This is a genomic window from Pseudomonas fluorescens, assembly GCF_040448305.1.
Lineage (GTDB): Bacteria > Pseudomonadota > Gammaproteobacteria > Pseudomonadales > Pseudomonadaceae > Aquipseudomonas > Aquipseudomonas fluorescens_BH.
This window is the reverse complement of the sequence record NZ_CP148752.1, coordinates 5349578-5363717: the sequence shown is the minus strand read 5'-3', so window position 1 is coordinate 5363717 and position 14140 is coordinate 5349578. Positions and strand designations below refer to the sequence as shown.

Annotated in this window: 14 protein-coding genes and 1 pseudogene; 8 read left to right on the top strand and 7 right to left on the bottom strand. The window is 59.7% G+C overall.

What is annotated here, in order from left to right; genetic code table 11:
* Nucleotides 1–187: 187 nt before the first annotated feature.
* A complete protein-coding gene (locus WHX55_RS24330; RefSeq protein ID WP_150757872.1) occupies nucleotides 188–1813 on the top strand; it encodes a methyl-accepting chemotaxis protein in 1626 nt (541 codons plus the stop codon).
* Between the two features lie 60 nt (nucleotides 1814–1873).
* Here the strand turns inward: WHX55_RS24330 and WHX55_RS24325 are convergent, their stop codons facing one another.
* Both WHX55_RS24325 and WHX55_RS24320 read right to left on the bottom strand, forming a co-directional pair.
* Nucleotides 1874–2179, bottom strand: a complete 306-nt coding sequence (locus WHX55_RS24325) for a PepSY domain-containing protein (RefSeq protein ID WP_150756302.1) — start codon at nucleotides 2177–2179, stop codon at nucleotides 1874–1876.
* 152 nt (nucleotides 2180–2331) lie between these two features.
* The gene (locus WHX55_RS24320; protein WP_353741479.1) at nucleotides 2332–3456 is read right to left on the bottom strand and encodes a glycerophosphodiester phosphodiesterase; all 1125 of its coding nucleotides are present in this window, start codon (nucleotides 3454–3456) and stop codon (nucleotides 2332–2334) included.
* Nucleotides 3457–3667: 211 nt separating this feature from the next.
* Between WHX55_RS24320 and WHX55_RS24315 the strand changes: the two genes are divergently transcribed.
* A complete protein-coding gene (locus WHX55_RS24315; protein ID WP_046042374.1) occupies nucleotides 3668–3994 on the top strand; it encodes a DUF2025 family protein in 327 nt (108 codons plus the stop codon).
* Nucleotides 3995–4139: 145 nt separating this feature from the next.
* Here the strand turns inward: WHX55_RS24315 and WHX55_RS24310 are convergent, their stop codons facing one another.
* Entirely contained in the window at nucleotides 4140–4463 is a 324-nt protein-coding gene (locus WHX55_RS24310) for an antibiotic biosynthesis monooxygenase (RefSeq protein ID WP_353741478.1), read from the bottom strand.
* The gene (locus WHX55_RS24305) at nucleotides 4460–5167 is read right to left on the bottom strand and encodes a CTP synthase (protein ID WP_353741477.1); all 708 of its coding nucleotides are present in this window, start codon (nucleotides 5165–5167) and stop codon (nucleotides 4460–4462) included. The genes WHX55_RS24310 and WHX55_RS24305 overlap by 4 nt, the downstream gene beginning before the upstream one ends.
* Before the next feature lie 15 nt (nucleotides 5168–5182).
* Between WHX55_RS24305 and WHX55_RS24300 the strand changes: the two genes are divergently transcribed.
* Entirely contained in the window at nucleotides 5183–6124 is a 942-nt protein-coding gene (locus tag WHX55_RS24300) for a LysR family transcriptional regulator (protein ID WP_150756306.1), read from the top strand.
* 119 nt (nucleotides 6125–6243) lie between these two features.
* Here WHX55_RS24300 and WHX55_RS24295 read toward each other — a convergent pair whose 3' ends face one another.
* The gene (locus WHX55_RS24295; protein ID WP_150756307.1) at nucleotides 6244–6855 is read right to left on the bottom strand and encodes a TetR/AcrR family transcriptional regulator; all 612 of its coding nucleotides are present in this window, start codon (nucleotides 6853–6855) and stop codon (nucleotides 6244–6246) included.
* Between the two features lie 215 nt (nucleotides 6856–7070).
* Between WHX55_RS24295 and WHX55_RS24290 the strand changes: the two genes are divergently transcribed.
* Nucleotides 7071–8129 (top strand): MBL fold metallo-hydrolase, encoded by a 1059-nt coding sequence (locus WHX55_RS24290; protein WP_353741476.1) that lies wholly within the window; start codon nucleotides 7071–7073, stop codon nucleotides 8127–8129.
* Between the two features lie 47 nt (nucleotides 8130–8176).
* Here the strand turns inward: WHX55_RS24290 and WHX55_RS24285 are convergent, their stop codons facing one another.
* A complete protein-coding gene (locus WHX55_RS24285) occupies nucleotides 8177–8494 on the bottom strand; it encodes an XRE family transcriptional regulator (RefSeq protein ID WP_353741475.1) in 318 nt (105 codons plus the stop codon).
* Nucleotides 8495–8736: 242 nt separating this feature from the next.
* Between WHX55_RS24285 and WHX55_RS24280 the strand changes: the two genes are divergently transcribed.
* Both WHX55_RS24280 and WHX55_RS24275 read left to right on the top strand, forming a co-directional pair.
* Entirely contained in the window at nucleotides 8737–9105 is a 369-nt protein-coding gene (locus WHX55_RS24280) for a hypothetical protein (RefSeq protein WP_150717323.1), read from the top strand.
* 24 nt (nucleotides 9106–9129) lie between these two features.
* Nucleotides 9130–9819, top strand: a complete 690-nt coding sequence (locus WHX55_RS24275; protein ID WP_150756311.1) for a hypothetical protein — start codon at nucleotides 9130–9132, stop codon at nucleotides 9817–9819.
* Between the two features lie 19 nt (nucleotides 9820–9838).
* Here the strand turns inward: WHX55_RS24275 and WHX55_RS24270 are convergent, their stop codons facing one another.
* Nucleotides 9839–10804 carry a hypothetical protein gene (locus tag WHX55_RS24270; protein ID WP_353741474.1) on the bottom strand — a complete coding sequence of 322 codons (966 nt, stop codon included), beginning with the start codon at nucleotides 10802–10804 and terminating at the stop codon, nucleotides 9839–9841.
* A 118-nt stretch (nucleotides 10805–10922) separates the two neighbouring features.
* On the opposite strand from WHX55_RS24270, the gene WHX55_RS24265 reads away from it, so the two are divergent.
* Together WHX55_RS24265 and WHX55_RS24260 are read left to right on the top strand one after the other, a co-directional pair.
* Nucleotides 10923–12713, top strand: coding sequence for a SulP family inorganic anion transporter (locus WHX55_RS24265; RefSeq protein WP_353741473.1), 1791 nt, complete (start codon nucleotides 10923–10925; stop codon nucleotides 12711–12713).
* Between the two features lie 44 nt (nucleotides 12714–12757).
* A pseudogene (locus WHX55_RS24260) lies at nucleotides 12758–13918 on the top strand (alkaline phosphatase family protein); the annotation flags it as partial.
* Nucleotides 13919–14140 lie beyond the last annotated feature (222 nt).

The following is a 14140-nucleotide window of genomic DNA, read 5'->3' as shown; positions in this document are numbered from 1 at the left end:
ACGGGAAAATAACGCAAACGATTGCTCTACCGGCGGTCGGGATATTCTCAAGAATCGCTCTGGCTAGCCGATCACGCTTGGGTTGAGTTGCGCGCCGCAGGCCTAGGCCGGGACCGCAGACAGGGATGTCCGGACACTTTTCACGCCTTACCGGGGCGTGCCTCATTCCTGTCATGAGTACCATCCGATGCTTTTGCAAAAGTCCCTGAGAGCACAAATTCTCGCCCTGCTGAGCGGCAGCCTGCTGGCGATGCTGTTGATCGCCCTGGCGTGCTTTCACTTCCTGTCCAGCGGCGTGCAGAACTACGCCAATCTGATCGAAGGCCCGCTGCACACCTCGCAATTGATCGATGAAGCCAACCTGCAATTCAAGGTGCAGGTGCAGGAGTGGAAAAACGTCCTGTTGCGCGGCAAGCAACCGGCGGACCTGAGCAAGTACTGGGGGCAATTCGAAGACCGTCAGCGCGATGTGCAAAACATCCTTGGCGAGCTGGCCGCGCAGAAGGGCATCGAGCCGCAACTCAAGAGCCGCATCGAGCGCTTGCGTGACGAGCATCGCCAGTTGGGCGCGGCCTATCAGAAGGGCCGGGACGCGTTCGTGGCTGCCGGTGGTGATCCTGCGGCGGGCGACGCGGCGGTCAAGGGCGTGGACCGCACCGCCAGCGATCAGATGAGTGAGCTGGTCAGCGAGTTGCGCAAGCAGGGCGCCGAGCAATCGACACTGATCAGCGCCGCTGCCGATCGCACGGTGATGCTGGGGATCATTGTGATGTTGGTTTCGGGGTTGCTGATCGGCCTGCTGAGCCTGTGGCTGGTCAACCGCAACCTGGTCGAGCCGATCCGCAAACTGATCGAATACGTGGCGCAACTCAGCCAGGGGCGTATTGCCGAGCGCGTGGCCAGCACCCGTCAGGACGAGTTGGGCAAACTGGCGATGGCCGCCAACACCCTGCGTGATTTTCTCGCCGAAACCTTCAGCCGTTTGCAGCGCAGCGCGTCGGACCTGGACAGCGCCAGCGGTGAGTTGAATTCGATTGCCACCGTGATGGCCGGCGGTACCAACGAGCAGTTCAACCGCACCGATCAGGTGGCCACGGCGATGAACGAAATGTCCGCTACGGCTCAGGAAGTCGCCCGTCATGCCGCCGAAGCGGCGCGGGCCGCCGACGATGCCGACCAGTCCGCCCAGCAGGGCGAAAAAGTCATGCAGGGCACCATCCATACGATCACCCAGATGCGCGGTGAAATTGCCAACACCGCCACGGTCATCCGCCAACTGGAAACCGACAGCGGGCGCATTGGCAAGGTCCTGGAAGTGATTCGCGGCATCGCCGAACAGACCAACCTGCTGGCGCTCAACGCGGCCATCGAGGCGGCCCGTGCCGGTGAAGCCGGGCGCGGATTTGCGGTGGTGGCCGATGAAGTGCGCAGCCTGGCCCAGCGCACGGCGGCGTCGATCATCGAGATCAACCAGATCATCCAGACCGTGCAGACCGGTGCAATCGAAGCGGCCCAGGCGATTGAAAGCGGTCAGTCACGCAGCGAACAAAGCGTGCAGCAAGTGACGGAGGCCGGCGCCATGCTCGAACGCATCACCCTGGCCGTGGAAGCCATCCGCGACATGAACCGTCAGATCGCCACTGCCGCCGAAGAACAGACCTCGGTGGCCGAAGACATCTCGCGCAACCTCACCGAGATCACCAGCATCGCCAGCACCAACCTGGACAACGTGCAGCGCACTGAAGCGGCCAGCACCAACCTGCACGGTTTGTCGGGGCGGTTGAACGAGGTGACGGCGCGCCTGAGCGCTTGAATCCCGAAAACGCAAAAGCCGCACGATGTTCCCATCGTGCGGCTTTTGTCTGTTTCGCGATTACGTGTCCTGTTTGTTTTCCAGGACCTTGCCGTTGGAGGCATCGATGTCCACATCCCACTCGACGTTCTTGGCGTCACGCAGTTCGACTTCGTACTCGTAACCGTTGAAGTGGTTGTCCAGCTCGGTCTTGGTAATCGTTGCACCCGGGTGCAGATCCAGGGCGATCTTGTTCAGGTCTTCCAGTGGCTTGATCTTGCCGTCCTTGACCAGTTGCGGGATCTGATCGACCCGCACATCGGCCTGGGCCAGGCCGGCGCTGAGGGTCAGGGTTGCAGCGGTCAACAAAGCAGTCAGGGTCTTCATGGGCTTCTTTCCTTGGGTGATCCGTTCAAGTGAGATCAGGTTAGCCTGTGTAACTTAATCCACCCTTAAATCCCTCGACATGTCCTGCATCAATCCCAGTAGGAGCGAGCCTGCTCGCGATGCAGGCACCTCGGTGTCATGCCAGGCACGGCTCAATAGCCGTTGTTCTTCAACACTTGATCGACACTCGCCGCCGGTCGTTTATAGAACTTCAACAACTCACTGGCGCGATTGGTGAAGATACCGTCGACTCCGGCGTCCATGACTTTCTGGTAGTCCACTGCATCGTCGATGGTGTAGACGTGCACCAGCAGGCCCTGGTCGTGGGTGTACTGGTTCATCCAGGGTTGCACCAGATCCGAGTAACTCTGGTCGCCACCCTGGGTCAGCGCGGCGGACGGGCCGGTGCCGATTGCGCCCTGGGCCTTGGCGTAGTCGACCCATTGCTGGAACTCGGCCTTGTCCTTCGGTTGCTGTTTGGCGTAGTAAGCGGCTTTGTCCTTTTCGCCGGACTCGGCAAATGTCACCTTGGACTTGGGCTCGATACTGCCTTCACCGACCCACAACAGCAGGATCTTCGGCACCGTCGGCATCTCTTTTTGCAGCAGTTCGAGGCTGCTCTTCTCGAAGGTCTGCAAGACCACCTTGCCTTTGCCCTGGCCGACCGCCAGCTCGCTTTTTGCCAGTTTCGAACCGGTCGGGCTCAGCCAGCCGCGGCCCTGAAGTTGTTCCTTGAGGTCGTGTTCGATGCCGGGAAACTGCTTGGGCTCCTTGGTCTCGATGTACAGGCCGGGCTTGTGCAGGCTGTTGCCCTCGGCGATGTCGATGATTTCATCAAGGGTCAGGATCTTCAGGCCCGCGAAGGCCGGACGTGCGCGATCCGGGTACGCGGCATTGAACCAGCTGCCCGCGTCCAGGGTTTTCAGTTCGGCCATGGTGAACGCATTGGCTGGGCTGTCCTTGCGCTCGGGGAATTTGCTGGCGACGTCGGTGGTGCGTTGCAGATTGTTGTCGTGCAGGGCAAACAGCACGCCATCCTTGCTGCGCTGCAGATCCAGCTCAAGGTAGTCGGCGCCCAGGTCGCGGGCAGTCTTGTAGGCGGCGGCGGTGGATTCCGGCGCATCGAACGACGCGCCGCGGTGGGCGATCACTGCTGGATGCGGAATGCCCAAACGGGTCGCCAGTGCCGAGGGGCCAGGTTCGCTGGCGGCCTGTGCGTGGCCGAGGCCGAGCAACAGGCTCAGTAACAGGGCGCTTTTAGTAAAGGTTGCGGGCATGGTCGAGATCCTTTCGCAATAAGTGAGCGGTCCCTTTTAACAACTCATCGTTGCAGGCGCTATCGCCAGACCGACATAAAACTGTCTAAAGCTGATTTTCGTCAGGGCTTTTGTGCGCCCGTTTGCAGTACGCTGGCGCCCTGCAATTTCCCCGGCAGAGGGAAACGCAGGCCCTGCGTGCATACCAACGATCACCATTGCGGGGTTTACCATGCGCATCACTTCCCAGCTCATCTGCCAGGCTGCCGACCAACTCAAAGGCTTTGTCGGCCTGAACCGCAAGACCGGCCACTACATCGTGCGCTTCAGCGAAGACTCGTTTGGCATGGACGTGGCGGACGACGGCATTATCCCTACCAGCGAATTCGTCTGGGCCGCGGGACCCGAGCAGACCATGATGCTCAAGCGTGAGTTGATTCAGTTGTTGCTGGACCAGAACATCGATGACCGGATCAACATCACCGAGCCGTTGCGGGTGTACATGAACCGGCGGGAAGTGCCGGAGATTTCGGCGGTTCGCAGTCTGGTTCGGGGTTGAGTATTTGCGGTGAATTGACTGGCCCCATCGCGAGCAGGCTCGCTCCCACAGTAGATCTTTGTCGCGCACAAATGTTGTGACCGAACGGGATCAAAATGTGGGAGCGAGCTTGCTCGCGATGGCGGCCTGAAGAACTCTAAATCAGTTACTGATTGAATCCGTAAGCCCGCTCAACCCGGCACACCCGCGTATGACACCGCGCATACCAGGTCGAGCGCCCACGCTCGCGAATGGCCGTATGCTCAGGATGATGCTTCCACGCCAGAATCGCCGCTTCACTGGCCCAGTACGACACCGTAATCCCAAGCCCATCCTCGCCCCGCGCCGATTCCACACCGAGAAACCCCGGCTGTTCACGGACCAGTTCCAGCATCCGTGCGGCCGCTTCGGCGTAACCCTGGTCACCCTCGGTGCGCAGTGAGGTGAAGATCACCGCGTAATAAGGCGCAACTGGCGTATCGGCGATCATGACGAGCGCCCCGCACAGGCTTCGACAAAGGCGCCAATCAACGGCGGCAAGACGCCCTTGAGCGCCGCCCGCTCGGGTTGGAACAAGGTCGCGACAAAGAACGGATGACCGCTGAGTTCGACTGCCCGCAGTTCGTGTTCCGAATCGTGGCCGACGGCCTGAAGTTCGCGCTTGAGCAACTCCCCCTGGAACTGCGGATTCACCCCATAACGACAGCGATAGCCTTCACGAATCTCGGCGCTTTCGTAGGCCTCGGCGATCAACGAGCCTTCACGTAAATGAATGGTATCGACCGCTTCCACCAGCGCGCACGACAGCGGCGTCAACAGCGCCCGTGCGGCATCGGGATTTGTCTCGCCGTGTTCGGCATCCGACCAGCCCAGCACATTGCGCGCATATTCCAGCACCGCGTGTTGAAAACCACCGCAGGTGCCGAGGAAAGGTCGCCGTTGTTCGCGGGCAAAACGAATCGCTTTTAATGCACCGTCCGTGCTCCGGTAAGGGCTGGCCGGTACGCACCAGAAGCCATCGAATGTATGCAGCGGTGCATCGGTGTGTATTTCATTGGTGGCCAACCATTGCCATTGCAGGTTCAGGCCAGAGTGTTCAGCGGCCTTTTCGAGGGCGACGGGAATGGCCTGGTGGGCGGTGACTTGCGGGTCGTGGTCGCCGATCAGGGCGATGCGAATCGGGCGGGTTTCCATGTGGGGCCTCTGCACTTGTTGATTGCTGGTGCCCACTATAGATTGGCGTTCACGCACTCAATATTGGCGTTTTCTCAAGTGATCAATGCAGCGACGCACTATCGACTGGACTACCCGGACCTGGCCCTGATCCTCGCGCTGGTGCGCGGCGGCTCTCTGGCTCGGGCCGCGCAACTGCTCAAGGTGGATGTCTCGACGGTGTTTCGAGCGGTGCGCCGGTTGGAGGCTGCGCTGGGCCAGCAACTGTTCGAAAAAAGCCGCGCCGGTTACCTGCCCACCACCCTGGCGCAGTCCCTGGCGGAACAGGCCGAGCGCGCTGAGCAGGCGCTGGAGGCGGCGCGCATCGGTGTGGAGCAGGGCGGTGAAGTGATCAGCGGCATCGTGCGCCTGACCTGTACCGATTCGGTCCTGCAAGGTTTGCTGTTGCCGGCGCTGGCGCAGTTCATGCCGAACTATCCGGCGCTGACCCTCGAACTCAGTACGTCCAATGATTTTGCCAACCTCAGCCGTCGGGATGCCGATATCGCCCTGCGCCTGACCCGCACACCACCGGAGCATCTGGTGGGACGGCGGCTGGCGGACATTGCCTACCGCGTGTGCGCTAGCGAGCGATACCTGCAAGCGGTCAATAGCACCGACCTGGCCGCATTGACCTGGATCGCCCCGGATGACTTCCTGCCGGATCACCCGACCGTTACCTGGCGTCGCCAAGCCTTGCCGGGCGTAACGCCAGGATATCGCTGCAACAGCATGCTGTCGGTGACCGAGTTGGTCAGGGCGGGGCTGGGTGTAGCGGCGTTACCGGACTTCTTGATCGGCGACGGATTACAGCCGCTGAGCGAACCACTGCACGGATACGACACCGCGCTGTGGCTGCTGACCCGTCCCGACTGCCGTGCCTTGCGCTCGGTGGTCACCTTGTTCGATGAGTTGGGGCGGGCGCTGAAACTGCCGTGAAACCGTTCAGGTTCTTGGTTGAGGCTCACTATAGCCTCAGCGCCGGTTTCATTCTGAAACACATCGCGCCATTCAAATCAGAGCCATCAATCCTTCGACGCCGCCGTCGACCTTGTCATTTATTGCAACTGATAGCAGGCCAGAAACATGTCCAGCGCGGACTCGGCGACCTGGTGTTGTTCTTCGGGTGACAAGCCTGGCTTGCCCATGGAAATCTGCGGCCAGAAGGCAAACGACTTGAGCAGCCCCTGCACCTGTTGTGCGGCAAAATCAGGGGCAGTGGCTTTCAATCGGCCATCCGCTTGAGCGGCACGAATCCACACCGTCAGCCCTTCTTCGCGTTCGCCCATTCGCGCCACCATATCCTGCGCCCGCTCCGGGGAATGAATCGTCGCCGCTATCGCCACCCGCGCCAGGTCGAGAAAATTGTCATCGCCCAACATTTGCAGCTTGGCCTTCAGCAATACGCGCAATTGATCGCGCAACGGCAGGTCGGGGCGGTAAGCCGTTTCCTGTTCTTCCGTTACCCGGATCCATAATTGATTGAGGATTTCGGCGAACAGCTCTTCCTTGCTGGGGAAGTGGTTGTACACCGTGCGCTTCGACACACCGGCAGTGGCAGCAATCTTGTCCATGCTGGTGATCTCGAAACCGTTGTCACGGAATTCGTTGATCGCGGCTTGAATGATCGCTTGGCGTTTTCGGTCGGTGAGGCGCTGTGGAGCTGTCATAAGTACGCTTCGGCAGGGAGAAGGGAGGAATTACACTCAGCAGTTTACTTGTCATCGACTTTGATGCAACCTAGAAACTACACTGTGCAGTGTAATGTTTTGTTAATCCTGCCCAGTAAAAATAGAAAGTCCGGCTGATGCGTGCGTGCCTTGGCCATTTATCGTCCCAAAGCGAAAAATCGCGTCATGCGCGGTTTTTCTGGAGTCATTCAGTCATGGCCAATTCAAACTCCCCGGCGGACAACGCCTCCACTCCTGAAGCGTCCCGACAGGCTCAAGGGCAGTATCAAAACTTCACGCCGGTTCAACGTTTAAGCTTTGGCAAAACCATGGGCATCCTGTGGAACGTGCTGTTCCACAAGCCGCAAAACACCCGCCCGAGTGCGCCCGTCCCGGTGCAAGCCCTGACTCAAGCCGCGCTGATCGCCGCGCCCAACCACAGCGTCTATCGCCTGGGCCACTCCACGGTGCTGCTCAAGCTGCGCGACAAGTTCTGGATCACCGACCCGGTCTTCGCCGAGCGTGCCTCGCCCGTGCAATGGGCCGGCCCCAAGCGTTTTCACCAGCCACCGATCAGCCTGGAAGAACTGCCACCGATCGAAGCAGTGATCCTGTCCCACGACCACTATGACCACCTGGATCATCAGGCCGTGCTGAAGCTCGCGGACAAGACCAAACACTTCCTGACCCCGCTGGGCGTAGGCGACACCCTGATCAAGTGGGGCATCGACGCCAGCAAAGTCCGCCAACTGGATTGGTGGCAAGGCACGGAAGTCGATGGCATCCAGTTCATCGCCACCCCGTCGCAGCACTTTTCCGGCCGTGGCCTGTTCGACAGCAACAGCACCCTCTGGGCTTCGTGGGTGATGATCGACGGCGACACACGCCTCTTCTTCAGCGGTGACAGTGGCTACTTCGACGGTTTCAAACGCATCGGCGAACAGTACGGCCCATTCGACCTGACCCTGATGGAAACCGGTGCCTACAACGTCGACTGGCCGCATGTGCACATGCAACCCGAACAAACCCTGCAAGCCCACCTCGACCTCAAGGGCCGCTGGCTACTGCCGATCCACAACGGCACCTTCGACCTGTCGATGCACGCCTGGTACGAACCCTTCGACCGCATCCTGGCCCTGGCCTGGGATCGCAACGTATCGATCACCACACCGCAGATGGGAGAGGCGTTCAACTTGATGCATCCGCAGCGTGGTGGGGCGTGGTGGCTGGCGGTGGAAGGGGAGAGTGAGCGGGTGATGACGCAGAACGCGTAAGCTGCTGAGGCAGGGCCACTTGCCATGAAGTGGCCCTCATATATCCCTCACTCCACCATCGCAAAGTCCGCCCGCCCAACCGGATTCGGCGTCGAACCCTTCACATTCATCCCTCGACCCGGCGCAAACCCCGGGAAGAACACCAACCCTTCCGATTCGAAGCGATAGGCCAGCGCCAGGCGCGTGACATCCAGCACCTCCTCGCGCGCCTCGAAGCGTTGAATGGCATCCACCGAGACTCGGGACTCTCGCGACAGCTCTTGCACACTCCAGCCCAGCATCGCTCGGGCCTGGGCACAGTGGGCCGGGGTGAATTGGAAGAGGGCGATACGTTCCAGGGTGATTTTCATCGCTTGAGAGGCCATGGTGTTCTCCGGGCTCGAGAGTGTTGGTCAAAATATACTGTGTTTTTGTACAGTTGTTTTGAGCCGAGATCAAATGCAATTTTTGAAGTTTCTTTTTGGCCGGACGAACGGTGACTGTCCCGATGCGTGGGGAAACTGTCGAAGTCGCCAGGGAATCACAACTTGATTTGAGGGTTGGTAAAGGCGGTTTTTTTCGTAAGAATAGGGGGCGCACAGTTCAGTTTTTCATACAGGAGAATTTCATGCCGATCCTCGAAAGCGACTGGAAGAAGTTCAAGGAACTGCGCAAGATTGCGCTCGACCGTTTCTGCCAAGGTGTTCTCGCCGATGCCAAGACTATTGCGCAACATGGTGCGTTGTCGGCTCATGCTCGCTACGGCATGCTTTACGGCATGATCCATGATCGAAACAAGGACATGGCCCAGGCGTTTGACCACAACAGCCAATCCCGTTCAAGTGCGCTCCGGGGCTTGTGGCTGATGGTCATGCATGACTTGCTGACCGAGGCAGAGTTATCAGTTCTCAGCGAAGATGCGCTGAGATACATTGCCGAGGTTGTTCGCCAGCCCTACGAACTTGAATGGGTCGACGAGATCGTCCCGCAGGACTGACCAACCTTTATCAGAGAACCACGGATGTTGATCTTCAACTGCACCGAAGCGGCCAGCAAATTCTTCAGTCGCGTGCACAAGGGCAAGAAAATCACCAGGGTGGAAAGTCCACCATCGCCCGTCATTGAAGACGATGAGCCTGATGAGTCCGCCGAACAGTGGCTGGTCCACGCCGTCACTGTTCAACGCAAACATGTGCTGTTCGCCATCCACATCCAGACTCGTTACTGCATGATCTTTGCCGATGCCAAAAAGGCCGACGCCGAGGGGTTTGTTCAGCGTTTTGCTGATCGCTGGATTAACGGCCTGATACGCCATGCAGGGCAGTTCGATATCCTTCAGTGGGTCGATGATGAGCCGATGATGGAGCGCTTTCAGGAAAGCAGCAGCCAGTTCCGCCTGTACCGACGCAGCCATCGCAGCGCGCAAAAACACATCGATGAAATCGCCTGGATTTTTCAGGATGTTGCCGCTGAACGGGGCTCTTTACCCCCGGACGAGTTCTCGGCATGCCGCTTCGACGGCGATATGAATGACTGCCCAAGAAACAGCAAAGGCCATAAAGACTATTTCTTCCCGGACTCGGAAATGATGGCCCACTGGTTACGTCGATACTGCGGCCTCGACGAGTCAGGCATCCAGACTGCATTGGATCGACGTATGGAGGTGAAGCGGGAAATCTGGGCATTGCAAAGGCAACTTGACGCGCAATGAACCAGCGCTGCGTTTCGTATTACTTGCCCGCCAACCCCGGCGCTTCCCGCACAATAAAGTGGTCCAGGTTTTCAATGTTGGCGCTGAACACCCCGAACGTCTGCTCGGGGTTTTTCTTGCTCGGCACCTGCTTCAGCTCGGGCGTTACGCCATAAAAGAAGCAGTACAACTCCCGCCCGCTCTCGATGGCGTGCTTGATCTCCTCCAGGAACGCCTTGCGCTTGCGGTAGCTGTCGATCAGTTTTTTGCTCAGGTAGACATTGACCGAGTAAGGCTTCTTCTCGAACCAGACCTTCTTCTCGAAGTCGATGCGAAAGCTCTGGGTGTAGTCCTTGATCTCCTTGACCTTGCCCCAGTAAATCAGCCCCTTGTTGTCCTGCAGGTATTCGATCTTCTTGAAAAACGACCCGTAAGGCGCGGTGTACTCGCCAATCTTCAGCGGCACTCGCTTGAGCAAATCCTTATCGTCGAAGTTTGAAACGAAGCATTCCACCGGATGGGCGAAGACACTGGTCTTGTCCGGGGCCGATTCCCTGCTCGGTTGTTCGACATTACTAACCGCCTTAGGCGCCAATGGCTCATCCCGAACCACATCGGCAATCACCACCGGGCTGGACGGCTTGCGCACATACTCACGCCGAGTCAGTAACAATTCCGACGGGAAATTTTCCTCGCGGCTGTCATCCGTTTCCGCCTCATCCACACCTGACGCCGGCGTCTTCAAGCTGACATAAGGGCAGCCCTCGACATGCCGCGTACTCGGCAAGTTCTTGAAGTGCGGCGTGCGCACGTAGTTCACATTTTTCGCGTTGAACGTGCCCAGTTCATTGGCCGTATCGAACGCCAGGCGACAGGCATCGTTGGGGCATTGGAAATGCTCCTTGGCGGAGTCGAAATCCATCGTCTCGTCGAAATTCAGATCCCGCACGTCGTAGATCGACAACTTGTCGTTGAGGCTTAGGCAGTAGGCGAGGTCGAATTTCATGTCGGGTTCCAAGTCCTTTAGATGAACAGCTTCCAGTGATGGCGCATTCGAAGCAATAGCTACACTCAGATCACTTCGATATCGCCGAGCCTGCACAGTCCATCAACGAGGGCGGTTCATGAGCCATTCAGATGCTTCGCCCCCTCTCCCGGAGCCGGGCCGGATAGCCCGCCGCGATGAACAGACCGGTTGGCGTCGCTGGCTACCGGGGCTGGGCATGCTGCGCGAATACCAACCGGCATGGTTGCGTTACGACATCGTGGCCGGCCTGGTGTTGACCACGATGCTGGTGCCCGTCGGTATCGCCTATGCGGTGGCTTCGGGCGTGCCGGGCATCTATGGCCTCTACGCGACCATCGTTCCGCTGCTGTTCTATGCCCTGTTCGGCCCCAGCCGAATTCTGGTGATGGGGCCGGATTCCTCCCTGGTGGCCGTCATCCTTGCCGTCATCATTCCACTCTCCGGTGGCGACCCGCAGCGTGCCGTCGCCTTGGCGGGGATGATGGCAATCGTCTCGGGAGCGGTGTGTATCCTGGCCGGTATGGCGCGCCTGGGTTTCATCACCGAACTGCTGTCCAAACCGATCCGCTACGGCTACATGAACGGCATCGCACTGACCGTATTGATCAGCCAGTTGCCCAAACTGTTCGGTTTTTCGATTGAGTCCGAGGGCCCATTGAGAAACATAGGGGCCATCGTCTCGGCGGTGATGGAGGGAAAGGTCAACTGGACCACCTTCACGGTGGGCGGGCTCACCCTGGCGGCGATCCTGCTGCTCAAAAGATGGCCGCGACTGCCGGGCATCCTGATCGCCGTGGTAGGCGCGACAGTCGCCGTGGGTGTACTCGACCTTGCGACACGCGCCGGTGTGTCGGTCCTCGGTTCGCTCCCCCAAGGCTTGCCCGGTTTCGCCATCCCCTGGATCACCCGCGCCGACATCGTCCCTGTGTTGATCGGCGGGTGCGCCGTCGCACTGGTCTCGTTCGCCGACACCAGCGTGCTCTCCCGCGTTTATGCGGCGCGGACCCGAACCTACGTCAACCCGAACCAGGAAATGGTGGGCCTGGGCATCGCCAACCTGGCAGCCGGTTTTTTCCAAGGCTTCCCGATCAGCAGCAGCTCGTCACGTACGCCCGTGGCCGAGGCCGCCGGAGCCAAAACCCAACTGACCGGCGTCGTCGGCGCACTGGCGGTTGCCCTGCTGCTGGTGGTGGCACCGGACCTGCTGCAACATTTACCGTCCAGCGCCCTGGCGGCAGTCGTGATCGCCTCGGCCATTGGCCTGATCGAAATCACCGACCTGCGCCGGATCTATCGCATCCAGCGCTGGGAATGCTGGCTGTCGATTGTCTGTACCGTCGGCGTGGCCGTGTTCGGCGCCATCGAGGGCATCGGCCTGGCCATCGTAATTGCCGTCATTGAATTCCTCTGGGATGGCTGGCGCCCGTACTCCGCGGTATTGGGCCGCGCCGACGGGGTCAAGGGCTACCACGACATCAAACGCTACCCCGACGCGCGCCTGATCCCCGGCCTGGTCCTGTTTCGCTGGGATGCACCTCTGTTTTTCGCCAACGCCGAACTGTTCAGCGACCGCGTGCTGGACGCCGTGGCGGCATCACCCACGCCCGTGCGCTGGCTGGTGGTCGCCGCAGAACCGGTCACCAGCGTCGATGTGACCTCTGCCGACATGCTGGCTGAACTGGGCGACACCCTGCACGCGGCGGGTATCGAGTTGTGTATTGCCGAGATGAAAGACCCGGTCAAGGACAAACTCAAGCGGTTCGGGTTGTTTGCGCGGTTGGGGGAGACGGCGTTTTTTCCTACGATTGGGACGGCTGTGGACAGTTATGTAGCGAACTATCAGGTGGATTACAGGGAGCGGGAAGATGAAGGGAGCCGGTTGCCGTGAAACCCGCGAGATCGAAATAGAGACTTAATATCAAGGAGCGAACCATGCCGAACAACTGGCCCGCCGGGATTGAGCACGTTGTTGTGCTGATGATGGAAAACCGTTCGTTCGACCATTTGCTGGGGGATTACACAAGCATCAATCCCGCGTGTGACGGTATCAACCGCAAGGCGCCCAGCACCAATCCGCTGAAGCTGGCCAATGGCAATTCGACGGTGATCACCCAGGCCTCGGAGTTCCCGGAGAACTACAGCCTGTGGGCGCCGCCGCCCCCTCTGCCTCCGGCGCTGCCACCGAGCAACAGTGAGGGTTTCGACCTTGGCCACGAGTTCGTCAACGTAGAGAAACAACTGGGCGTCTCCTTCAAGACCAGCCCGGCCAACCCCACGCTCAATGGTTTTGCCCAGGACGCCTACGACAAGGCCCGCACCGACCTGAAGGTGTACAAAACCTGGTCGCAATCCATGGCCCAACGGGCGATGAACTACATCCCGTTCGGCGCTACGCCCGCGAAGGATACGCTGCCGGCCATCCACGGGCTGGCACGCAATTTCACCGTGTGCGACCGCTGGTTTTCCTCGGTCCCAGGCCCAACCTGGCCGAACCGTTTTTTTGCCATGCTCGGCAGTTGCAATGGTCACCTGCTGATGCCGTCCACCGGCACGGTACTGGCCGGCATCAAAAGCCTGATCGCACAGTTCGGCGGCGAGAGCATTTTCTCGCTGCTGCGCAATAACGGCCATGACGCACGCATCTATTCCGACGGCGCCGTTCCGCTGGCGGCGCTGGTCAAGGGTGGTTTGCAGCACCTGAGCATCGACGACTTCAAGTCGGACGTCGCCGGCAACAAACTCCCCGAACTGTCCTGGATCGAGCCGAGCTATGGCCTGCTCAACGGTAAGCTCGGGCCAAACGTGTCCCATCATCCACCTGAAGACCTGCGCTTTGGCGATCAGTTTGTCGGCGAGGTGTTCAATGCCTTGTCGGCCAATACCGCCGTCTGGAGCAAAACCCTGTTCGTGCTGCTGTACGACGAACATGGCGGCTTCCATGACCACATGGTGCCGCCAACTTGCGTGGCGACCGGTTCAACAGTCGATGTGCCCTGGAAAAATCCCTTCACCCGCCTCGGCGTTCGTGTACCGGCGATCCTGGCTTCGCCGTGGCTCAAGCCGGGCTTGATCCCCTGGACGGGCGATGTCCAGGCGCAGCACTACGATCACACCAGTTTGCTGGCCTTTCTTTGTGATCATTTTAAATTGCCGCGCAGTGCCCTCGGCCCACGGGTGATCGCGGCGCAGCACTTCGGCAATGCAGCCATCTGGCGTGCCGCACCGAGCGTAACGACTGCGCCGACATTGGCGGCCACCGTAGTGCCAAGTCGCGCCGGTTTGCCATTGATCGAGTCCGAACTGGCGACCCAAAGT